The organism is Paenibacillus ehimensis NBRC 15659, from assembly GCF_004000785.1.
GTDB lineage: Bacteria > Bacillota > Bacilli > Paenibacillales > NBRC-103111 > Paenibacillus_G > Paenibacillus_G ehimensis.
In genome coordinates this window covers 14,602-37,153 of the sequence record NZ_BILX01000019.1, presented here as the reverse complement: position 1 = coordinate 37,153, position 22,552 = coordinate 14,602, and the positions used below count along the sequence as shown (strand labels likewise).

The following is a 22,552-nucleotide window of genomic DNA, read 5'->3' as shown; positions in this document are numbered from 1 at the left end:
GACCGGCCTTTCTTGAAAGTGAGAGAGGGCGGTTTTTTCTTTGCAAATTGCCCGAACACAGAAACAATCAATCATTTTCTTACAATCCCTGCTTTGTGAGTCACAGGATCGATATTCCTTGGCTAACCGCGAGAGCTTTCCTCCTCCCTTGTACATAACGAGCTCAAATGCTGGTCAAGCAGATATTCCAGCCGATCCGGCGAGAGTCGCCCTGGCTGCATCAGTTGGTGTATGGCCAGTCCGTCGACCAGCGCGTACAATTTCTCCGCTTCCAAAGCGGCATCCAATCCCGGTTTCGCCAGATTGGACTCTACCAAGGTTTCAATTACGAATTCAGCGATCCGATATAAGCCGTTCTGCATTTCTTCACTTACTTTCTTTAGCTCGGGATAAATCATGACCTTGGCGTTAAATAAAAACCAAACCTCCATCTCCTTTGTTCTTTCCTCATTTACAGGCAAAAACTGCAAAAGCAGTTGCTTCAAATCCGGCAAAAACGGCTTCTCGACAGTAAGCGCTGCAACACGCTTTTGGACGCGCTGAGCATAGAGACCCATACAAAAGGCAAAAAGCTCGACCTGTGTGGAAAAGTAATGCCGCATCGATCCTACGGACAGGCCGGCTTCTTTCGCGATATTGCGGACGGTAGCCTGTTCGAGTCCAAATTTTTGGATGACTTTCAAGGCGGCTTGAGCAACAATATGTCGCTGTTTCTCATGATCAACGATTTTTGGCATAGCTCGATTATATCGTTTTGTTTTTTATAATACAATGTGCTAAAATATTTTTTTGTAATACGATTGTACTAAAAAAAGAGAGGACTTGCCGCCCAATGAACATCAATGCTAGACACAAGAAACCATCAACAAAATTAAAGTGGAAAAGGATGTTGCTCGTTGTATTGTCTATTGTTACACTCCTTATCGGATCAGGATTTATTTATGAATGGATTGCATCGAAGCAAGCCAAGAAGGCTTTTCCCCCTCCAGGAAAACTAGTCGAAGTTGGCGGTTACCGTTTGCATCTTCAAAAATTGGGCAGCGGATCTCCAACCATCATTCTCGAAGCGGGAAGCGGGGAGACAAGCCTGTCCTGGAGAAATATTCCCGAACAGTTGGCCGAATTTGCTACCGTTGTAACCTATGATCGCGCGGGTTATGCGTGGAGCGAGAAAGCAAATACGGCACGAACAGGAGCCAACATCGTACAAGAATTGCATTCAGCCTTGAAAAAAGAGGGAATCGACGGGCCTTACCTGCTTGTCGGTCATTCATTGGGGGGGTTGTACGCACGGTTATTCGCACAGACCTATCCGAATGATATCACCGGCTTAGTGCTTATTGATGCCAGACCCGAAAACGATGAGCGGGAAGCCAAGCCGGTCCTTGAGCGGGAAAAATTCGCCAAAAACCCGCCTGCGTCGTTCTTAAAGCTCTTAAAACTGTCGGGAGGCTTCCGGTTATACCAGGACTATTTGCTGGAAGGTCTTGTTCCGAAAGAAGATAGAAAACAGTTTATCAATGTTATTGCGACGCCAAACTATTTTGAAGCCAAAGAACAAGAGGCGGATTTGGCAGGTTCTACGGAGGATGCCGTTCGGGGACAAAACCTGGGCTCCCTCCCCGTAAAAATCATTGCCAGAGGGCTTCCACAAAATTACGCCGCATTTGGCATTTCAGAAGAAGGCGGTAAGCGGCTTGAAGAGATATGGCAGGCTGGACAACGAAATATGCTGAAGATTTCCACCGATAGCGAGCTTATCATTGCCAAAAAAAGCGGTCATATGGTAATTCACGACGAGCCCGCTCTGGTCATCGAAACGATCCGCAGCTTATTGGGGCATTGAGGGATGATTCGCGTCTTCCTTCCTACAACCAGTACTATGATTTTGTAACGATTCCGCAATTCTTTCACTTACTGCGATTATTCAATAAACAGCGGCAGCCCGGGGCTTTACCCACCCAAGGCTGCCGCTCTTCATTATTTTTTCAATCCTGGCGTTATTAGACAGGCTAGGTTCTGAAAGCAATCATACAGTCATCTCGTGCTTGAAGCTGCTGTCTACAAGTGACAAAAACGGTAATCAGATAAATTCCGGAAGGTTTCGCTTTGAAACTGGAAGTTAACGGATTGAATTCATTGTTATGATTCGATCTTGTTTTGAAAAGCTTTTCAATTATTTTTTAGCTGACTTCAGGGTAAGTTCTGGGGTTTCGTCTGTGGGGAAACGCGCCAATAAACAAAGACAATCCTTTAAAAAAGCACTTTACAACTACCCGTGGTCTCCCTAATAATAGAGAAGAATGGTTCGATAAGTTGGAAGCTATGCTTTGATTGGATTTGAAAAGCTTTTCAAATCAAATTAACGTCCGGGAGTGATATGCGGTGACATGGACATTGACGAACAATGAATTGACCCCGAAAGCTTTGCTGAACTTGGAAAGCTTATTTTCTTTGGGCAACGGGTATCTCGGTGTTCGCGGCAACTTTGAAGAAGGCTACCGTCCGGAGATGGTCTCGATCCGGGGCACGTACCAGAACGCGTTTCATGATGTGATTGAAATCCCTTACGGAGAAAAGCTTTACGCTTTCCCGGGAACCCAGCAGAAGCTGCTCAATGTCATCGACGCGCAAACGATCAAGATTTATTTGGGCGATGACGAAGAAGAGTTCTCTTTATTTGCCGGGGAAGCGGTTGCTTACGAGCGGCGGCTTCATCTCGACCGCGGCTATTCCGAAAGAACGGTGCACTGGCGTTCCCCGGGCGGCAAAGAAGTGAAGCTCCACTTCCGGCGCGTCGTTTCGATGACCGTCAGAGAATTATTTGCTATCGACCTGCGGATCGAACCGGTCAATTTCAACGGGAAGGTCAAAGTGGTGTCGACCGTCAACGGAGACGTGTCCAACTTCGCCGATCCGAACGATCCCCGGGTCGCCTCCGGTCATACCAAGCGTCTGCAAGTGGAGGAAGCCGGAGAAAAGCAAGGCTATGTCTACGCGGTCGACCGCACCTTGGCCTCCGGCTTGAAGACCGCCTGCGTGAGCCGCCATACGGCAACCGGGGCCGCCGACATCAAGAGCCGTAGCGGCGAAACCGTCCTGACGTTTCACTTGACCGAACCGATTCGGGTGACGAAATGGAACGTGTACACGGATACTTTGCGCCACCGGGAGAACCTTGTCGATCAGGCCATCGGCATTCATGAACGACTCGGCGGGCTGACGTTTGAAGACGTGCTGGACGCCCAGCAAGCGTATCTTGACGAGTTTTGGGTAAATGCCGACATCCGGATCGAAGGAGACAGCAGTCTGCAGGAAGGCATCCGCTTTAACCTGTATCATCTGCTCCAGTCGGTCGGCCGGGACGAATACAGCAACATTTCGGCCAAGGGCTTGTCCGGGGAAGGCTACGAAGGCCATTATTTCTGGGATACGGAAATTTACATGTTCCCGGTCTTTCTGATGACGAAGCCGGACATTGCCCGCCAGCTGCTGATTTACCGCTATTCGACCTTGGATCAGGCCCGGGCCCGGGCGAAAGAAATGGGGCATAAGCAAGGCGCCTTGTTCCCTTGGCGTACGATTTCCGGCACGGAATGCTCGTCGTTCTTCCCGTCCGGCACGGCCCAGTATCATATTAGCGCGGATATCGCCTACAGCTACATCCAATATTACCTCGGTACGCAGGATAAGGAATTCATGAAAACGTACGGCGCCGAATTGCTGTTTGAAACGGCGCGGCTCTGGCTGGATATGGGCCACTATCTGAACGGCGAATTCCGGATCGACAACGTGACCGGCCCCGACGAATATACGTGCGTTGTCAATAACAATTACTATACCAACGCGATGGCCAAGCATAATCTGAAGTGGGCGGCCAAGGCTTACGCGCTGCTGGCCGACATTGCCCCGGAGGCTTTGGACCGGCTGTGCGCGCGGCTCAACGTCACGAAGCCGGAAGCGGAAGCGTGGCAAAAAGCGGCGGATTGCATGTACTTGCCGTACGACCCGGAGCTGAACATTAACCCTCAGGACGACACGTTCCTGCAAAAAGCGGTATGGGATTTCGAAAACACGCCGGAAGAGCACTATCCGCTGCTGCTGCATTATCATCCGTTGACGCTTTATCGTTATCAGGTGTGCAAGCAAGCGGATACGGTCCTTGCGCACTTCCTGCTGGAGGACGAGCAGGAGCTGGGGACGATCCGCAATTCCTATAATTATTACGAGAAGATCACGACCCATGATTCGTCGCTTTCTTCCTGCATCTTCAGTATTATGGCCTCCAAGCTGGGATACGATGCCAAGGCTTACGATTACTTTATCGAAACGGCCCGGCTGGATCTCGACAACACGCACGGCAATACCAAAGACGGCCTGCATATGGCGAACATGGGCGGCACCTGGATGTCCATTGTCTACGGCTTTGCCGGCTTCCGCTTGAAGGAGAGCGGTCTGTCGCTGGCGCCTGCGATTCCGCGGCAGTGGGACCGGTACTCGTTCCGTCTTCATTACCGCGGACGGAAGCTTGCCGTGGACATCGGCCGTCAGAGCATCCGGCTCACGCTGGAAGAAGGCGAAGCGCTGACGCTCAAGCTGTACGGGGACGACGTGACGCTGGAGCGGAATCGGCCATTGGAGCAAGCCTTGAAAGCAAACTAAACGGAGCGGACCAAAGCGTACGGAAAGGGGAAGCAGAACATGAACACAGCGGTGCAGGCGGTTATTTTCGATCTGGACGGCGTCATTACGGACACAGCGGAATATCATTACGAAGCGTGGAAGACGCTTGCCGAGGAGCTGTCCATTCCGTTTACGCGCGAATTCAACGAGGAGCTGAAAGGGATCTCCCGCATGGAGTCGCTGGAAAAAATTCTCGTGCTCGGCGGAAAAGCGCAGGATTATACCGAGGAACAAAAACACGCGCTTGCGGACAAAAAAAACGAGCATTATTTGACCTTGATTCAAAACATCAGTCCTGCGGACGTATTGCCGGGCATCCGTGAATTTATTGCCGACATTCAAGCCCAAGGGCTCAAGATCGGGCTGGCGTCGGCCAGCAAAAACGCGCTTGCGGTGCTCGAATCGCTCGGCCTCAAAAACAAGTTCCATGCGATTGTCGATGCGAAGACGGTGCGGCGCGGCAAGCCGGATCCCGAGATCTTTTTGAAAGCCGCTTATCTGCTGGAAGTGGAACCCGGTGCATGCATCGGCGTGGAAGACGCGGCGGCCGGAGTCGAGGCGATCAAAGGAGCGGGCATGTTCGCAGTAGCGATTGGCGCGAAGGAGCTGTTCGCCCATGCCGACCTGGTGTACGAAAGCACGGCCGGGCTTTCCTTGGAAGCCATCTTGCGAAAGGTCGGATAGACAGGTAATCCCGAAGACCCCCGGAGCCGCTGTGAAGGTGGAGCCGGGGGTTGACTGCTCAGGATGTTCAGGCGATTGACGAGCGATGGCAAATCATTTACAATGGTACAAGCTGAAAACCTTTTCAAGCTCAATCCCTTGAATCGGGAGATTAATAATAGAATGGCTACGATAAAAGACGTTGCAAAATTGGCGGGTGTGTCCATAAGCACGATTTCGCGGGTGCTGAATGCGCCGGACAAGGTCACGAAGGAAAAAAGGGAGCGGGTTCTCCGCGCGATCGAACAATTGAAATATCACCCCAATGCTTTGGCAAGAGGTCTGATCCATAAGAAGACCAAGACATTGGGCATCTTGATTCCCGATATTTCCAATTATTATTACGCGGAAATGTTCCGCGGCATGGAGGATGCGGCGCAGGAATTCGGGCATAGCATTATCATTTGCAACACCGATAAGGACAAGCAGCGGATGATCTCGGCGCTCCGGAGCATGAAGGAAAAGCAAATCGACGGCTTCGTGTTCACCAGCGAGCCGGTGTATCCCGATTATTACGACATCTTCAACCAGCTAGGCCTACCGGTTGTGCTCGCTTCCACGCAAAGCCTGGAGTACGCCATTCCTTCCGTCAAAATCGACGACGAGCAGGCCGGCTTTGATGCAGGGCAATATTTGATCGATTGCGGGCACCGGCGGATCGCCATGATTAGCGGGCCGCACCTCGATCCGATTGCCGGTATGTCCCGTCTGCAGGGCTTCATGAGAGCGATGAGAACGAACGGGCTTGACTTCGATTCCGCCCGGTGTGTGGAGTACGGCGACTACCGTTATGACGACGGCTATACAGCGATGGAAAGACTGTGGAGCAAAAATCCGGAGCTGACCGCCGTATTCGCGGCAAGCGACGAGATGGCGCTGGGGGCGATCTACTATCTCTATCGAAGCGGCATCCGGGTGCCCGACGAGGTATCCGTTCTGGGGCTGGACAACACGAGAATCGCCAGCATGTCGCTGCCGCGGTTGACGACCGTCGCCCAGCCGATTTACGAGATCGGCTACAAGGCCGTCCGAACGCTTCAGGAAGTGCTGGACGGAGCGGGTCCATCCACGCTTAGAACGTATCTTCCCCATCAAATCGTCGTCCGCGATACGGTAAAAAAGGCAAACGGCGAAATTTTCTAAAAAATTAAGGTTGCAAATTCGGGCGGTTGGTTTTAATATCTTCTTTAAGAGGATTTAAAATGAAAGTTTTGTGACAAGTGGATAAACAAGGGCAACGGTGCCATGGTCGCAGAAGCGTTATTTCGCTTTTGCTCCCAGGCATTTTTTTGTTTCCGGAGGCCTTGGACCAACAATGGAAAGGGCGGGAGATAAAGCATGAGGCTGACCAAACCAAAGAGAACGGCAAGACCACCGGGATGTGTGAAAACCACCAAAAAGGTTGTTTTGATTTTAGCCGCCGTATTCGTAAGCTTATCGGCAGGCTGCAGCCCATCGGCCACAACGCAACAGGAAGTCAAGACCCAAGCGGAACAGCCCGCGCCATCCCCTTCGCAACAACTGGCCCTTATGCACTGGGCCCCGGCCAATCACAAAGCGATTCAAGCTTTAATCGACGATTACGGCATCCGCAGCAAAAGCTATAACAAGGACAAAAGGCCTTATGCCGTCTTCGACTGGGACAACACCTCCGCATTCAACGATGTCCAAGAAACCTTGTTAACGTACCAGCTGACAAACTTGCACTTTAAAATGACGCCGGACCAATTTGTAAGCGCAATCAAAATCAATATTCCGAAGGATAATTTCAAACAAGAATTCAATAATAAGGCTGGGAAGCCTGTCCGGATCGATCTCATCAGCGAAGATTTGGGCGCGGATTACAAGTATCTATATGAGAACTACAAGGGGTTCAAGGGAACCAAATCTTTGGAGGAAATCAAAGCTACCCCGCAGTATCAAGATTTTGTGGCCAAAACCAGATATCTTTATGAAGCGATCGGGGGAACCTTCAGCCCGGATGTCAGCTATCCCTGGGTCATCTATTTGTTCGCCGGGATGACGGAGAAGGAAGTGCGCGAATTAGCGCGTGCCTCCATCGATTACAATCTGCAGGACGCCATCGGCGAAAAAACGCTGGCCAGTCCGGGCGGGCTGCCGGGTAAAGCGGGCGTTGTCGAAGTGAAGATTAAAACCGGCTTGCGGGCGTTTGCGGAGCAGCAAAATCTGTATAAAACGTTCATAGACAACGGATTCGATGTTTATGTATGCTCCGCTTCCTTCGTTGACGTGGTCAAAGAATTTGCGTCGAACCCGAAATACGGCTACTCCCTTCCGGAGGAGCGCGTCCTGGCCATGGAGCTGGAACGGGATGCCGCGGGGGTCATCCAGCCGGAATATCGCAAGGGGTACGAACAGACGCAGGGCAAAGGGAAGACGAAGACGATCGAGCGTTTTCTGGTATCCAAATACGGATACGGACCCATCTTCGTGGCGGGAGACAGCGACGGCGATACGGCGATGCTGACGGATTTTAAAGATATGAAATTGGGGCTAATCGTCAACCGCTTGAAGGGAGGGGACATCGGGGAATTGTCGAAAACGGCCGCTTCCGGGATTGGCACAGGAAACGCCAAATATTTGCTGCAAGGAAGAGACGATAACACAGGAGCGTTCCGAAATACGGAAAAAAGCGTTAGTTTAGGGGCGTCCGAAGAGAAGCTGCTGAAATAGTCTTGCCGTTTCGCGATCTGGCTGAAGTCAGCGCGCCCGGCTTGTCGTTGAACCTCATAGCCCACATGAAGGAGAGAACTGACGTATGGAAAATCATGAATTGAAGAAGACGTTAAAGCCGATTCATCTTTGGGCAATCGCGGTCGGGATGGTCATCTCCGGTCAATATTTCGGGTGGAACTACGGGTTTGAGCAGGGCGGAATTATGGGCCTTGCGATCGCTTCGCTGCTCGTCATCGTATTTTTTACCTGTTTTATATTCAGCTACTCCGAGCTGTCCACATCCATTCCTAACGCCGGGGGGCCTTCGGCTTATGCGGCAAGGGCGATGGGGCCGTTCGGCGGGTTTATTGCCGGAATCGCGTGTCTGTTAGAGTTTGTGTTCGCGCCGCCGGCCATTGCGGTTTCGACAGGAGCTTACGTACACTTTCTGATTCCGGCGGTTGAACCGGTCTATGTGACGATCGGCGTGTTCGTATTTTTTATTCTGATCAACCTGGTGGGCATGAAAGGAGCCGCGCTGATCGAGCTTGGCGCGACGATCGCCGCGTTGATCGGGCTTGCGATTTTTTACGCAGCGGGACTGCCGCATGTGAAGGTTGAGAATTTGCTGAACGAAAATTCGTTTATCGGGGGAAGCGGCGGCGTCATGGCGGCCATTCCGTTTGCGATCTGGTTCTTTCTCGCGATTGAAGGCGGCGCGATGGCCGCGGAAGAAGTCAAGAATCCGAAGCGGGACATTCCGCGCGGCTTTATCTCCGGCATTTTAACGCTGACCGCGGCTACGCTGTTGACGCTGTTCGTTACCGCCGGCCTTGGGGGAGGCATCGGCAAACCGGCCGATTATCCGCTGCCTCAGGCCCTTGGAAGCGTTTACGGCGAAGGCAGTCTGCTGGCCATGAGCGTGGCGGTTATCGGATTATTCGGCCTGATTGCCAGCCTGCACGGCATTATTATCGGCTATTCCCGGCAGACGTACGCGCTGGCCCGCGCCGGTTATTTCCCGCAGTTTCTGGCCAAGCTTAATTCCAAAAGCGTGCCGGTATGGGGGCTCATCGTTCCGGGCGTGATCGGCGTGATCTGCGCCGGCTCGGCCGCTTTTGCCAACGCCTTGATCCTGCTTGCGGTATTCGGCGCCGTCGTCATGTATGTACTCAGCATGATTTCCTTGTTCATTCTGCGTGTGAAGGAACCGAATATGGAGCGGCCATTCAAAGTAGCCTTTCCTGTCATTCCGGCCATTGCGCTGCTTCTGGGGCTCGTATTCCTCTATTGCGTGATCCGCTACAGCCTGATGACGACCTCGCTTCCGCTGTTCGGCATGAATATCCCGCTCTGGGGCGTCGTTGTCGTCATTTTTGCGGTATCCGTTGTTTATTACTTGGTCCGTGTAAAGCCGGCCCATACTCCGGCGGGGGAAAGCACCGTACTGGATTAGAACGCGAGAAGCCGGCGGTTCCGGCCGGGCTGCCGTTCCGGCTCAATCGTCGGAGCGTTTGCGCAGCATATGCCGAAGCAGCTGCTTCAAATCCTGATCGCTTTGCTCCGTCTTCGGGTAATCAAGCTCGTAGGAAAAAATCATTTTGACCAACATAAACGCGGTAAGCGGCAGCGGAACCTGGGCATAATGCCCTTGCTGCTGCCCTTCCCGGATCAAGCTGCCGATCAATTGAACGGCGGCTTCTTCGGATTGGGCGAAGCATTTTTCAATCTCGGCGAGCCGGAATTCCTTGTATTCCTCAAACAGGGTGGAAACGAAAGGGTCCTGATGCACCTCCGCGCTTAAATAGCCGAGTATGCTTCGCAAACGCACCAAAATATCGCTCTCTTGTTGAAGCTCGCCAAAAGCCTTCGAGCGCATCTGGTTGACATGTCTCATATAGCAATCGATCAGGATTTGGGTCTTATCCTCATAGTAGTAATAGATCGTACCTTTGCCGATCCCCGCCTTCTCCGCGATTTTGTCCAGCGTTGTCCGCCGGACCCCCGAATGCTGGAACAGCTCGGTTGCCGCTTCGATGATTTTTAGTTTTTTATCCGGTTGTTTCATTGACCCGCCCCATGCCGCCGTAAGATATGAATCTGCTATCTATTATTAAATAACTCGGATCGATAGTCAATGATTGCCAAAATTGTTCAAATGTCCTATTATGAATTTATGGCCAATGGATAATTTTGGTCGATTTTTTCACTCTATTTTCGACCGTTTTATGATTTTGGTCGAATTGAAGGGGGTGGGATGTCAATCGGAGAGCCGGAAGGCGCAGCAAACACAAACTAATGTGGAAGGAAGGTAGAACATAATGTGCGGAATTGCAGGATGGGCGGATTGGTCCAAGGACCTTTCCGAAGAACGGTCGGTGTTGACGGAGATGACAAGGTCCATTGCGCATCGCGGGCCGGATGCCGAAGGCTTCTGGTTGTCGAAGCGGGCCGCGTTCGGACACCGCCGCCTGATTGTGATCGATCCCGAAGGCGGGAAGCAGCCGATGCTTTACCGGGACGGCGACCAGACGATTGCCTTGACTTACAACGGCGAGCTCTACAATTACCGGGAGCTGCGAAGGGAGCTGGAAGGAAAAGGCCACCGGTTTAAAACCCATTCCGATACGGAGGTTCTTCTGCATTCTTATGTTGAGTGGAAGGAGGACTGCGTAAGGCATTTTAACGGAATTTATGCGTTCGGCATCTGGGATGAGCAGCGGGGACAACTGATGCTCGGCCGGGATCACCTTGGAGTAAAACCGCTGTTTTTTGCCAAAAGAGGAAGCGCCGTTATTTTCGGGTCGGAAATTAAGGTGCTGCTGGCCCATCCGCTGGTGGAAGCGGTCGTCGACCGTGAAGGGCTGGCGGAGCTTTTCGGCATGGGGGCGATGCGAACTCCCGGGCTGGGGGTGTTCAAGGACATTGAGGAGGTCAAAGGAGGCCATTACGTGACGTTCACGGCCGAAGGCAGCCGTACGACCCGCTACTGGAAGCTCGTAAGCCGCAAGCTCACGGACGATACCGAGACCACGGTGCGGACGATCCGCTCGCTTCTCGAAGACACGGTGGAGCGGCAGCTTATCGCGGACAAGCCGGTCGTCTGCATGCTGTCCGGCGGGCTCGATTCCAGCGGACTGACGGCTCTGGCAGGCAAAAATTTCCACGCGCACGGGAAGACGCTCCATACGTACTCGATCGATTTTGTGAACAACGATCGCGATTTCGAGCAGGATTTTTTGCGGCGCGACCAAGACGAGCCTTGGGTCAGGCGGGTGTCCGGGCATGTCGGCACCGAGCATCATTCCGTCGTCTTTGGACCGGACAAGCTGATTGCGCATTTGCTCGAGCCAATGCGGGCCCGCGACCTTCCGAGCGTCGGCGAGATCGAAACCTCGCTTTATTTGCTGTTCACGGAAATGAAGAAGGATGCGACGGTGGCGCTGTCCGGCGAGTCCGCCGACGAAGTGTTTTCCGGGTACCCGTGGTTTTATCAAGAGACGTATTTGAATGCCGAAATCTTCCCGTGGCTGCTCAACTTCGGCTATACCTCGGACGTCCTGAAAGCGGAGATTCGGGACAGGCTTCAGATTGAGGCGTATCGCAAGCGGCGTTTTCAAGAAGCCGTAAGCGAGATTCCGTTTCTCGAAGGGGAGGAGGAGCTTGAGCGGAAGCAGCGGCAGATGTCGTACCTTTTCATCACGCGGTTCCTGCCGTATATGCTGGACCGGAAAGACCGGGCGAGTATGATGACGGGCTTTGAAGTGCGCGTGCCGTTCTGCGACTACCGGCTCGTGGAATATTTGTGGAACGTGCCGTTCGAGGTGAAAAGCATCGGTCATATTGAAAAAGGGATCCTGCGCCGTGCCTTCGAGGGCGTTCTTCCGGACGACGTTCGAAACCGAAGGAAGAGCGCTTACCCGACCACGAAAGACAAAGCTTATCTCGACCTGATCAGCCGCTGGATGCTCGACATCCTGCATGACCCGGATGCCCCGATTCATGCGCTGATTGATGCCGGAAGGGTGAGACGTATTGCGGAAGGCAAGAGCCTCGAAGGGAGCGGGGCCGACGCCCGCGCGATTCTCGATTATCTGGTGCAGGTGAACTGCTGGCTCAAGGAATACGGCGTCAAGCTGGAGCTTGGGGCGTGAAGTGCGGGAAGGCGTGCATACGATTCCGGCCGGACTGGATATTCTATACATGTGGAAGACAATACGAACGACAAGCGAGGGAACCCGATGGCGGAATTTAATGCCCCAAACAAAGAAAAGCAGACGCAAGAAAGCGGCACGGAGTCCTATAGCGAAATATTCGAATTCGAGCATAACCGGAACCCGGTTGCCTCCGCGCAGAAGCAAATGGCATCTCAGGAAACGGCCGGCGTCTTGGAGCAGGAATAGCCCGCTTCGGCGGCGGAACGGAGCCGCAGGCGTGCAGTCCGCGTTTCGGCGCAGGCTGCGCGTCAAGCTCCGGTTAGGCGATCCGGCCGCCTCCCCAATTTCTTCAAGCAGCATCCCATGCCTGCTACGCTTCGACCTCATCCACGTCCTTCTATTTCGATTGCAATTTCCCCCTTATCGTCATTTTCCGGTAAATCTTCAGGCGCAGGCTTCGATCCAATATGACAATAGATGTCAGGTACATCCCGTATACTTGAATAGAATGGAATGGTACCCAAGGCAGATTGAAACGGGGAGGCTGCAGGCATGGAAGGAGCCATTGTCATCCAAGGCGCCTATGAAAATAATTTGAAGCACGTTTCGCTAAGCATTCCGAAGAACAAGCTCGTCGTCTTGACCGGATTGTCCGGCTCCGGAAAATCGACGCTGGCTATGGACATTTTGCAGAAGGAATGCCAGAGGCAGTACATGGAATCCATGGGCATGGTCACGGATGCGATCGACAAACCGAAGGTGGAATCGATCACCGGTCTTTCCCCGTCGATTGGGGTCAGGCAGCAGACCGCCAACCGGAACCCAAGATCCACGCTGGGAACGGTAACGGAGATTTATACGTATTTGCGGGTGATGTACGCCAGGCTCGGGGAGCGGCCGTGTCCGTCGTGCGGCGCCACGATCCGGCCCTCGTTCGAACCGGTGGCGGAAGGAGCGGTCCCCGGGGCCAAGCTTCTGGAGGAGAGCCCTAGTTCGGGAACGGACCGCTGTCCCCGATGCCGGCATGCCGTCCCCAAGCTGAGGATGGCCCATTTCTCCTTTAACAAGCCGGAAGGAGCTTGTGAAGCGTGTGCGGGAATGGGAATCCTGACCAGTCTGGAAACGAGCCTTATCTTCGATGAAGAACGGAGTCTGCGCGGAGGCTGCGTCACCTTTTGGGACGGCATGTTCATCGACTATTATTCGGACGTGCTGCAAGCTGCCGCCAAGCATTACGGGTTTTCGTTTGATCCGGACGCTCCCATGAAAGATTACAGTCCGGTGCAGCGGGATTTGCTGCTTTACGGCGTGGAGAGCGAGCGGTTTGCCGGGCGCTTTCCGGGAATCAAGGCGCCCAAGTCGGTCGGAAAAGGCCGGTTCGAGGGCGTTCTGACCTATCTGAACCGGCGCCATCGGGAGCAGGCCGGAGATACCGCCCAGTCGAAGAAGCTGGCCGGCTATTTCACCCGGCGCCCTTGTCCCGCTTGCGAAGGAACGCGCCTGAAAAGCGAGAGCCGCCGGGTCACGATCAGCGGACAATCGATTGCGGAAATAGCGTCATGGCCGCTTCACCGCTTGATGGCATGGCTGGAGGAGGTGCGGCCCGTCCTCTCCGAAGCGGGACAGCACGTGCTGGACCCGATCATCCACGACATCGCGGAGCGCATGAGGCGGGTTGCGAAGGTCGGGTTGGGGTATCTGTCACTCGACCGGCAGGCCAACACGCTGTCCGGCGGGGAAGCGCAGCGTCTCCGGCTGGCATCGCTTTTAGGCTCGGGTCTTAGCGGCGTCTTGTACGTTCTTGACGAGCCGACGGCAGGGCTGCATCCGAAGGATACGGCTTCGCTCATCGGCGTGCTGCAGCAGCTGCGCGACCTGGGAAATACCGTGCTCGTGATCGAGCATGACGTCGATGTGATGGAAGCAGCGGATTACGTGATCGATATGGGGCCGGGCGCAGGCCGGCAAGGAGGGACGGTCGTCGGCACCGGTACGCTGGAGGAGCTGAAGGCGAATCCCGGCTCGGTCACGGGACAATTTCTGCGAAACGATCATGGCCGGCCATTATCTTCGGGGCGAAGACCCGGCAACGGCGGCTTCTTAACCGTTCGCGACGCGTATGCGCGAAACCTGAAAAACATCACGGTCGAGCTTCCTTTAGGCACGCTAATTGCCATTACCGGCGTCTCCGGCTCCGGAAAATCGACGCTGCTATTCGACCTGATCGATCCGGCCGGCCGGCAGCATGTTCAAGGGCGCACGGAGGCGGGCTTGGCATGCGGAAGCATTGACGGGTTCGAACAGATCGACAAAATGATTACGGTCGATCAAGCGCCCATCGGACGTATTCTGCGATCCAACATCGCCACCTATACCGACGTATTTACGTTAATCCGCAATCTGTTCTCCGAACTGCCGGAAGCCAAGCGGAGAAAGCTGTCGTCGAAGCATTTTTCGTTTAATGTTCCCGGGGGGAGATGCGAGAAATGCCAGGGGCTGGGCGTGCTGCTGCTGGATATGCATTTTTTGCCGGACGTGGAGGCCGTGTGCCCGGATTGCGGCGGGAGGCGGTTTCAGGACGACATCTTGAGCGTCACATACGAGGGCAAGAACATCTCCGAGCTTCTGGATATGACGGTGCGGGAAAGCTTGCATTTCTTCGGCGGGCATCGCGAGCTGGCGGAAAAGCTGGCGCTGCTGTGCGAAGTCGGGCTCGGTTATTTGCAGCTGGGCCAACCGGCGACCACGCTGTCCGGAGGAGAGGCCCAGCGTCTCAAGCTGGCCAAGGAGTTGAGCAAAAAATCAAAAGGGCATACCCTATACCTGCTGGACGAACCGACGACGGGACTTCATCCTTCCGATGTGCGTCAACTTCTCCTCCTGCTGAATAAACTGGTAGATGCAGGAAATACGATTGTCGTTATCGAACATCATCTTGACCTGATCCGCGAGGCGGATTGGATCGTCGATCTGGGACCGGCTGGCGGAGAAGCGGGCGGCTATCTTGTCGCGCAGGGCACACCGGAGCATGTCGCACAAGCAGGCGGATCTTATACCGCAGTCTTTTTGAGGAACGCGCTGAGCGGATAAAAGCGAAGCTGTCCGCTGCTTGGCGGCCGCAGGTCTGATGTATCGGCGAACGGCAAAAACGGTAGGAGGGAAAACCACAATGACTCAACCGAGGGAGGACGATCGTCAAGCTCCGGCCGGCACGGGGACGGAGCGGGGAAAAGCGCTGCCTGCAGGCAGGGCATGGCTCTATGTCGTGATCGGGGGCCTTCTCGAAATCGTTTGGGCCACCAGCTTTAAAACGGGAGTGCTGGGAATACACACCTTGATTGCCATCTTTGCCAGCTTCGATCTGCTGGTTCGGGCGTCTAAAGTACTGCCGATCGGCACCGTATACGCGGTGTTTGCCGGCATCGGAGCGATTGGAACGATCGTCGTGGGCGCCGTTTATCTGAACGAACCGTTCCCTCCCCTGAAGCTGACGCTTATTTTACTGCTGGCTGCATTTATTGTGGGATTGAAATTATCCGAAGGCGGCGGCAAGAAAGGGGGAGGCGCCTGATGGCCTGGGGCGATTTGATTTTGGCCGGTCTGCTCGAAATTGTCGGCGTGATCGGGATCAAGAAGGTTGCCGAGAACAACAGCTGGACCAACAACCTGATGCTTTACGGCGGTTTTTTTGCCAGCTTCAGTTTGCTGACGCAAGCCATGCAGGAAATACCGTTATCCGTTGCATACACCGTTTGGACGGGGATCGGGACGCTGGGCTCTGCGGCCGTCGGCATGCTGTTCTTTAAAGAGCCGAGAAGCGGGCTTCGCCTCATTTGTATGGTGGGAATTGCCTTGACCATTGCCGGGCTCCGGTTGACGGGCTGATTCGTTCAGCGAACCGCGCTGCGGCGCAACTCAAAAACCGGGACCGATCCTGTACGGATGATCCCGGTTTTTGAGTTTATTTAACCCAAATTACGAATAATCCGGCTTAATACTTGAATCGTCGTACGGTACTCTTCTTCGGTGATGCCTTGAAATACGCGTTGATCGAAGTTGAAGAGAACGGCGTCAAGCGCAGGGAACTCCGCCTTGCCTTCCTCCGTCAATTCCAGCTCGGTGGTGTGCTGCTCCGGATTTGCCCTGCGCACCATCCAGCCCCGTTCCACCAAAGAATCGATGACCTCGTCCAATCGCTTCATGTCGACAAAATCCTGCACCAATTCGTGCAAACTTTCTTTCGTCTTGACGCCTTCATGGTACGTATTGTTTAACGCCTGCCAGTGCGTGCGGGTTAATTCTTTATCACGGAACAGGTCGTTAACGTTCTGCGTAATCATTTTATCGACGCGCTTCAAATACCAGCCGATCGGTTTATCGGAATAATGGGAGAAGTGTTTTTTTCTTTCCACTTTTATCGAAGACATGCTCTGCAGCCTCCTTATGAAAGATGGACATCATGATAGTTAGCACTAACTAACATTTATGCGCTGTAAAACTAGGGGGTCAAGGACTTGACGAACAGCCGGACGCTTGCTTCGATAAACTCGTTCATCGGCATGGTTGTTACCGGAGCGCCGCTGATTTCATTGCTCACAAACGCGCCGTAGTTCATCCACATGAAAGCGAGCGCCTGTGCCTCCGGATTGGCCGGAATCATCAGGCCTTTCCTTTGCATGGCGTCAAAATAACCGGTTAACAGCTCCTTCAGCTGATACGGGTGCTTGTTCGCCTTTTCTTGGAATCCGGGCAATTGGCTGCCTTCTTTGAGTGCGATCAGAAAAATCTTTTTGTTGCGGTTCATGAGTTGATGATACGTTTTGCCGATCAGAAGCAGATCAGCCTCCAGGTTCCATACCAAGCTCTCTTGAAAAAGCTTCGTCATCTCCACGGCATAGTAAAAGCGGTCCATGGCCGCCTCCAGCACATTCTGCTTGCTCCCGAAATGGCGGAAAAGCGTCATCTCGCTTAAGCCTGCCGCTGCGGCGATTTCCTTCGTCGATACGCCTTTGTACCCTTTCTCGGCCATGAGATCGATGGCGGCCAAAAGAATTTTATCGCTGCTGTTAAGCTGAATACCGCCCGAGCTCATCTTGTTCACCTCCCATGAATGTTAGTGATCACTAACATGATGTAAAATAATTCTATACGGCTTCCTTTTCCTTGTCAAGGAGGCGGCGGGTCCGCTTTTTCGCTAACGCCGCTGGGCAAAAAGTACGGCATGGAACAAATTATCGCGAACATGGCAAATAAAAGCGAAAGACGGAGGATTCGCGGATGGCCGATGAAACGAGCTTTATGCTGTGACGATTTTCGGGGCTTGGCCGGTAATCGTTCCGTGCGGTCGACGCAGCAGCGGTCCTTGAAAAATTGCATCTTTACCTTAACACTAATGTCATGGTTTATAATTAGGAATTGAGTATCTTTGGTAAAGGAGGCATTTACCGTGAAAATCAGTCAGCTGTCCAGAGCAACCGGCGCCAGCCCGCGTTCGATCAGGCATTATGAGAAGAAGAAGCTGCTTACGGCGAACCGGCTGGAGAACGATTACCGGGAGTTCGACGAGTCGGCCGTCGAGCGTGTAAAAGCGATCCAAATCTATTTGCGCTTAGGTCTGTCCACCGAAGAAATAGAGCAAGTATTGAACTGCAAGGACAATTATCCGGAGTATGAAGCGGACGAATATTGCGATGAAATGCTGGCCGTTTATGAGGAGAAGCTGAATGAGATTAACAAGCAAATGAGCACATTGGCCACGGTTCAGCAGCGGTTGGAAAAGCAAATCCGTCAAATGAAAGCCAGGGGAACCGCGACGACGGCAGGTGTTGAACCGCCAGGCACATTGTGATGAGGATGGATCCCAGTCCGGTGAACGGACCGGGATCGTTTTCTTTATGAGACCTTCGGCTGCCGCGGGATTACGCAGACGGCTTGCCGAACAGCTCGGCGAGGAGCGAGAATCCGTCGGTGCCTTGACCGGCGTCAATGGCCTGCCTGGCGACGGTATGAGCGGCGCTCAATACGCCGGCGTCGATCCCGCGGGCTTGAGCGACATGAATGATATGCTCCATGCTGGCCGCAGCCGAGAGGATGTTGGACTTATCCCCCGGGTAACGTCCGTCGTCGACCTGCTGTGCGAGCTCGGTCATAATGTCTGGCATGATGCCGACAATCCCCCGGGCATACGCCGCAAGGTCCTTGGCTGCGATATGCTCCGCGCGGGCCAGAGCGAGGGCGTGCATATAGCCGCTCATGGCCGTCCAGTAGATGTCGAGCAGAGCTACATCATAGGCGGCCGCCCTTCCAGGGTCCGTACCGAGATATGCGGGAGTCCCCCCTAGACTGGCTAATGCCGGTTGATTGGCCTCGTACACCGCTTCCGGTCCGCTATACAGCAGGACTGCCGTAGGCTGCCCGATGGTCGGGGTAGGGGTCATAATCGCGCCGTCGAGATAGTCGATTCCTCTGGCGGCGGCCCATGCGGCCATTTCGCGGGCCCGCTCCGGCGAATCGGCGGTGAGGTTGACCAGCGTCCGCCCCTTTAAGGCGTCCGCTGCCGGGGCGAGAATGGCATTCGCGGCGTTGTAGTCCAATACGCAGACAATGACCAGCGGGCTGGCGGCGACGGCGTCAACGACCGTACCCGCGAGAGCTGCTCCTTGGGCGACAAGAGCGTCCGCTTTTCCGGCCGTCCGGTTCCAGACGTTCGTCGGGTGGCCTGCCTTCAGGAACGCGCCGGCTAACGCCTGACCCATCGGACCCAGGCCGAGAACGGTTACCGGCGTGCGGTTTTCATTTGCGGCATTCGTATTCATTGGGATAACCTCCTAGTAATTGGGTTTACAACAATTGCGGCTTCTTTAGCAGCTCGACCAATCTGGTAAGGCCGTCTGCTCCATAGCCGTCTGCGACCGCCCGATTGACCAGCGCTTGAATCGGGGCGACCAATTCGGTGCTGACGCCCTGCTCTTGGCTGGCTTCGATCAAATTCACGAAGCCCACTTTGTTGATGTTGAGGCTGGAGACATCGGTCGTATGATTGTTCGCGTCAATCGCTTGTGCTTGCGAGGGCAGAGAGGCAATCATGGCCTGCAGCCACGGAATGACAAGCGCGGTGAACGCCGCCGCTTCGACCTTTTCCGTGCCGACCAATGCCACGGCATGGAAAAAACCGCCGATCAATCCGTACGCTGTCGTGAGCAGAGCCAGGTCGTAGAGTGCGGCCAGCCCGGCATCTTCGCCCAAGTATTTGCCGGCGCCGAGAACGTCCAGCTCCCTCCGATACGTTTCGAAAGCTTCCGGCGATCCGCTGTAAAGCAGGAATGCCTCAGGCCCCGCAATCATCTGGGGCACCGCCATAATCCCGCCGTCGAGGTAGTTTGCTCCTTGTTCATTAGCCCACTTCGCCGCCTTGCGCGCCTGCTCCGGCTTCCCGTTGGTCAGATTCACCAGCGTACGGCCGGCCAATCGTCCGCCTGCGGGACCCAGGATCTCGTGTACGGCCTCGTAGTCCAGCACGCAGACGACGATGAGCGGGCTCGCCGACACCGCTTCGGCTGCGGAAGCCGCACGGACGGCTCCCTTGGCGACGAGAGCGTCGGCCTTGTCGGCCGAGCGGTTCCAGACGGTCGTCCGGTGGCCTGCGTTCAGGAACGCATCGGCGAGCGCCGACCCCATCATCCCCAGACCGATCACCGTTACCGGCGTGCGGCCGGCTGCTCCTGCCTGCTCATGGGTTTCTTTCTCGCTTGGACTGCTATGTTTCAATGCAAGCACCTCCTTCAATGGGTTCGAGCCTTATTCTAAGAGATTGACACTAGTGGCAATGTCAATAACAATTTTTTATTTTGGCAAGACAAAAAATTGTGGTTGACAAAAAAGGAAAAGCAGCGTATTTTAAAATTGATTGATTCAGTCAATCCAAAAAAGGGCCGGGCTTCATGTCCTGCCATTTGCAGACGGATCTGGGGTAACCGGATCGTGCCGGAGCCTTTTGCCTCTAGTACGGTTCAGCTGCAGCCTGCAGGAATAGCTGCGTCAGATTATTGACTGACCTAGTCAATCTATGACAAGAAAAGGAGCGATACCTATGAACAGCATGCAAAAAAAAGGAACGGCCCTCGTCATTGGAGGAGGCATTGCCGGATTGCTGTCGGCGCGGGTGCTTTCGGATTATTACGAGGAGATCGTGATCGTGGAGAAGGACGATTTTCCCGCCCATCCGGAGGACCGTGCTGGCACGCCTCAATCGTTTCACCCGCATCGCTTCACCGAACGGGGCAAAACGATTATGTCCCGCTTGTTTCCGGACTTCGAACTGGATTTGGCGGAGCAGGGAGCCCGGTCGGTGCTGAACAAGACCGTACATAACATGAATCAATACGGAAGCGTGGTCGTCCAGTATCCGCGCGACGATTACAAGTTCAGCCGGGCCTTGCTGGAGTGGGTTATCCGCAGGCGCGTTAGGGAGCTTCCCGGCGTCCGGTTTCTTCCGAGACATGAAGCGCTGCGCTTATTGACGACGCCGGACCATGCCGCCGTCACGGGGATTGCGGTCCGGGAACGGGGATCGGGCGGGCAGGAAAAGGCTCTGATGGCCGATCTGGTCATCGATACCGGCGGGCGGTCGTCCAAGCTGACCGCATGGCTTGAAAATCTGGGATACGGCGTGCCGAAGCCGGACCTGCTGAAGGTCAACCTGGGCTACAGCACCCGGCGGTACCGGATTCCTCCCGGCCAAGCCCATTTAACCGAGACGTGGGATACCGTGATCATCGGGGGGCAGCCGGCAAACGGTACGTTCACGGGAGTTTTCTCGATTATCGAGAACCAAATCGCGGAGGTGACGCTTTACCGACCGGGCGGTCATTATCCCCCGACGGATACAGAGCAGTTTGAGCAGGCGGTCGCCCAGCTTCCGAGCCCGCTCATTGCCGAGCTGCTGCAAGGGCTGGAACCGGTCACAGCCCCGCGCGGATTTCGGGTGCCGGCCTTGCACCGTCATCATTACGAACAAATGGACCGGTGGCCGTCCGGACTGCTGGTGTTGGGAGACGCTTTCTGCATCTACGATCCGATCTTCGGTCAAGGCATGACCGTGGCCGCGATCGAAACGGAGGTGCTGGAAGCTTGCCTGCGCGAGCAGCGGGAGGCCCCCGGACCGCAATTCGAACAGCGGGCGCTCCGAAAAATTCAGGCTGCGATCGAACCGGCCTGGTGGCTGAACTGCGCGAACGATCTGCAGTGGGAGGGGGTCGAGTATGCAGGTGCGGAGCCGCTGAAGGGCATTTCGTTCGGCCGGAAATATCTCGATCTGCATCTGAAGCGTGCGACGGCCGGGCCTGATTTTGAGCTGTACGGACTGTACTGGGCCGTGAATACGCTGTCGCTCTCGCCGCGGGAAATGCTGAATCCGGATCTGGTGACTAGCGTGCTCACGGCGTCGGAGGAAGGCCGAGAGTGGCTTGCCGAGCTTGCGCAGCAGTACGGACAGCCGCTGGAACACGTGTGGGATGACATCGTGCCCTCCTTCTCCGCAGCGCCTTATCCGTCGACGAGCCGTTAGAGGGCTTACAACCCGGAGCCGGTATAATAGCCATCGGATCATGAGAAATGGTATACTCATAGACGATGTCTATCTATCCAGGAATGGCCGTAAGATTTTCAGGCAAAGGAAGGAATAATCATTGGCGCCTTTAAACGATGAGCAATTGCACCAGATACGCGACGAGCGCAAGGAACAAATTATCGAGGCCGCGCTTAAGGTGTTTTCCCGGCGGGGGATCGCCGGAACGAAAATGAGCATGATTGCGGCCGAGGCCGGCATCAGTCACGGCTTGCTGTACCATTATTTCAAATCGAAGGACGAGCTTTTCATCACCCTTGTTCAAAGGGCAATGATTGGAGCGCATGACGCGATGAAGAGCATCCACGGCCTGCAGGGCTCGCCCCTCGACAAAATAAAATGTTTAACGAAAGACATTCTCGACGAAAGCGGCAGGCCTTACTTCATGCTGATCTATCAAGCGCGCACCTCCGAAGGCGTCCCGGAGAAGGCCAAAGAACTTATTGCCCAGTATTCCTTGAAAAGCTTTGTGGATGAGCTGCTTCCCGTCTTCCAGGAAGGACAGCAGACGGGCGATATTGCGGCAGGCGATCCCGTAGAGCTCATTTCCGCTTATTTATCGGTTCTTTCCAGTCTGATGATACTGAATGCCCAGGACGAAGAAAATTACCGGATTCCAAGCGGCGACATCTTGATGCGGATGGTAACCGGCCCTTAAGCGGGGAATGCCCAGAAAAAAAGCAGGTGG

20 protein-coding genes are annotated in these 22,552 nt (G+C 54.4%); 14 read left to right on the top strand and 6 right to left on the bottom strand.

Features of this window, described 5'->3' with window-relative positions:
• Nucleotides 1-122 precede the first annotated feature (122 nt).
• Nucleotides 123-737 (bottom strand): TetR/AcrR family transcriptional regulator, encoded by a 615-nt coding sequence (locus PEH01S_RS13500; protein ID WP_127486018.1) that lies wholly within the window; start codon nt 735-737, stop codon nt 123-125.
• A gap of 95 nt (nt 738-832) precedes the next feature.
• Between PEH01S_RS13500 and PEH01S_RS13495 the strand changes: the two genes are divergently transcribed.
• The 6 genes from PEH01S_RS13495 (at nt 833) to eat (ending at nt 9,538) form a co-directional block, all read left to right on the top strand.
• On the top strand, nt 833-1,846 hold the full coding sequence (locus tag PEH01S_RS13495; protein WP_025846150.1) for an alpha/beta fold hydrolase: 1,014 nt from the start codon (nt 833-835) through the stop codon (nt 1,844-1,846).
• A 539-nt stretch (nt 1,847-2,385) separates the two neighbouring features.
• A complete protein-coding gene (locus tag PEH01S_RS13490; protein WP_127486016.1) occupies nt 2,386-4,662 on the top strand; it encodes a glycoside hydrolase family 65 protein in 2,277 nt (758 codons plus the stop codon).
• A gap of 39 nt (nt 4,663-4,701) precedes the next feature.
• A complete protein-coding gene (gene pgmB, locus PEH01S_RS13485; RefSeq protein WP_025846154.1) occupies nt 4,702-5,367 on the top strand; it encodes a beta-phosphoglucomutase in 666 nt (221 codons plus the stop codon).
• Between the two features lie 162 nt (nt 5,368-5,529).
• Entirely contained in the window at nt 5,530-6,549 is a 1,020-nt protein-coding gene (locus tag PEH01S_RS13480; RefSeq protein WP_127486014.1) for a LacI family DNA-binding transcriptional regulator, read from the top strand.
• 240 nt (nt 6,550-6,789) lie between these two features.
• Nucleotides 6,790-8,100 (top strand): HAD family hydrolase, encoded by a 1,311-nt coding sequence (locus PEH01S_RS13475; protein ID WP_127486012.1) that lies wholly within the window; start codon nt 6,790-6,792, stop codon nt 8,098-8,100.
• An 85-nt stretch (nt 8,101-8,185) separates the two neighbouring features.
• Nucleotides 8,186-9,538, top strand: coding sequence for an ethanolamine permease (gene eat, locus PEH01S_RS13470; protein WP_025846159.1), 1,353 nt, complete (start codon nt 8,186-8,188; stop codon nt 9,536-9,538).
• 42 nt (nt 9,539-9,580) lie between these two features.
• Here eat and PEH01S_RS13465 read toward each other — a convergent pair whose 3' ends face one another.
• Nucleotides 9,581-10,150: a TetR/AcrR family transcriptional regulator gene (locus tag PEH01S_RS13465; RefSeq protein ID WP_036712740.1), complete on the bottom strand. Its 570-nt coding sequence runs from the start codon at nt 10,148-10,150 to the stop codon at nt 9,581-9,583.
• 253 nt (nt 10,151-10,403) lie between these two features.
• Between PEH01S_RS13465 and asnB the strand changes: the two genes are divergently transcribed.
• From asnB to PEH01S_RS13445, 5 genes are all read left to right on the top strand, one after another.
• On the top strand, nt 10,404-12,236 hold the full coding sequence (gene asnB / locus PEH01S_RS13460) for an asparagine synthase (glutamine-hydrolyzing) (RefSeq protein WP_127486010.1): 1,833 nt from the start codon (nt 10,404-10,406) through the stop codon (nt 12,234-12,236).
• 87 nt (nt 12,237-12,323) lie between these two features.
• Nucleotides 12,324-12,485 carry a hypothetical protein gene (locus PEH01S_RS34580; RefSeq protein ID WP_164827825.1) on the top strand — a complete coding sequence of 54 codons (162 nt, stop codon included), beginning with the start codon at nt 12,324-12,326 and terminating at the stop codon, nt 12,483-12,485.
• 306 nt (nt 12,486-12,791) lie between these two features.
• Entirely contained in the window at nt 12,792-15,329 is a 2,538-nt protein-coding gene (uvrA, locus tag PEH01S_RS13455; protein WP_127486008.1) for an excinuclease ABC subunit UvrA, read from the top strand.
• A 79-nt stretch (nt 15,330-15,408) separates the two neighbouring features.
• Nucleotides 15,409-15,810, top strand: a complete 402-nt coding sequence (locus tag PEH01S_RS13450) for a DMT family transporter (RefSeq protein WP_127486006.1) — start codon at nt 15,409-15,411, stop codon at nt 15,808-15,810.
• A complete protein-coding gene (locus PEH01S_RS13445) occupies nt 15,810-16,124 on the top strand; it encodes a DMT family transporter (RefSeq protein ID WP_025846166.1) in 315 nt (104 codons plus the stop codon). Before PEH01S_RS13450 ends, PEH01S_RS13445 begins: the two co-directional genes overlap by 1 nt.
• 80 nt (nt 16,125-16,204) lie before the next feature.
• Here the strand turns inward: PEH01S_RS13445 and PEH01S_RS13440 are convergent, their stop codons facing one another.
• Together PEH01S_RS13440 and PEH01S_RS13435 are read right to left on the bottom strand one after the other, a co-directional pair.
• Nucleotides 16,205-16,666: a MarR family winged helix-turn-helix transcriptional regulator gene (locus PEH01S_RS13440; protein WP_127486004.1), complete on the bottom strand. Its 462-nt coding sequence runs from the start codon at nt 16,664-16,666 to the stop codon at nt 16,205-16,207.
• 71 nt (nt 16,667-16,737) lie between these two features.
• The gene (locus PEH01S_RS13435; RefSeq protein ID WP_127486002.1) at nt 16,738-17,331 is read right to left on the bottom strand and encodes a TetR/AcrR family transcriptional regulator; all 594 of its coding nucleotides are present in this window, start codon (nt 17,329-17,331) and stop codon (nt 16,738-16,740) included.
• 354 nt (nt 17,332-17,685) lie between these two features.
• Between PEH01S_RS13435 and PEH01S_RS13430 the strand changes: the two genes are divergently transcribed.
• On the top strand, nt 17,686-18,087 hold the full coding sequence (locus PEH01S_RS13430; protein WP_025846172.1) for a MerR family transcriptional regulator: 402 nt from the start codon (nt 17,686-17,688) through the stop codon (nt 18,085-18,087).
• A gap of 70 nt (nt 18,088-18,157) precedes the next feature.
• On the opposite strand, the gene PEH01S_RS13425 is transcribed toward PEH01S_RS13430, so the two are convergent.
• The gene (locus tag PEH01S_RS13425; protein WP_127485999.1) at nt 18,158-19,054 is read right to left on the bottom strand and encodes an NAD(P)-dependent oxidoreductase; all 897 of its coding nucleotides are present in this window, start codon (nt 19,052-19,054) and stop codon (nt 18,158-18,160) included.
• Between the two features lie 25 nt (nt 19,055-19,079).
• Nucleotides 19,080-20,006 (bottom strand): NAD(P)-dependent oxidoreductase, encoded by a 927-nt coding sequence (locus PEH01S_RS13420; RefSeq protein WP_127485997.1) that lies wholly within the window; start codon nt 20,004-20,006, stop codon nt 19,080-19,082.
• A 322-nt stretch (nt 20,007-20,328) separates the two neighbouring features.
• On the opposite strand from PEH01S_RS13420, the gene PEH01S_RS13415 reads away from it, so the two are divergent.
• On the top strand, nt 20,329-21,804 hold the full coding sequence (locus PEH01S_RS13415; RefSeq protein ID WP_127485995.1) for an NAD(P)/FAD-dependent oxidoreductase: 1,476 nt from the start codon (nt 20,329-20,331) through the stop codon (nt 21,802-21,804).
• A 121-nt stretch (nt 21,805-21,925) separates the two neighbouring features.
• Nucleotides 21,926-22,522: a TetR/AcrR family transcriptional regulator gene (locus PEH01S_RS13410; RefSeq protein WP_127485993.1), complete on the top strand. Its 597-nt coding sequence runs from the start codon at nt 21,926-21,928 to the stop codon at nt 22,520-22,522.
• Nucleotides 22,523-22,552 lie beyond the last annotated feature (30 nt).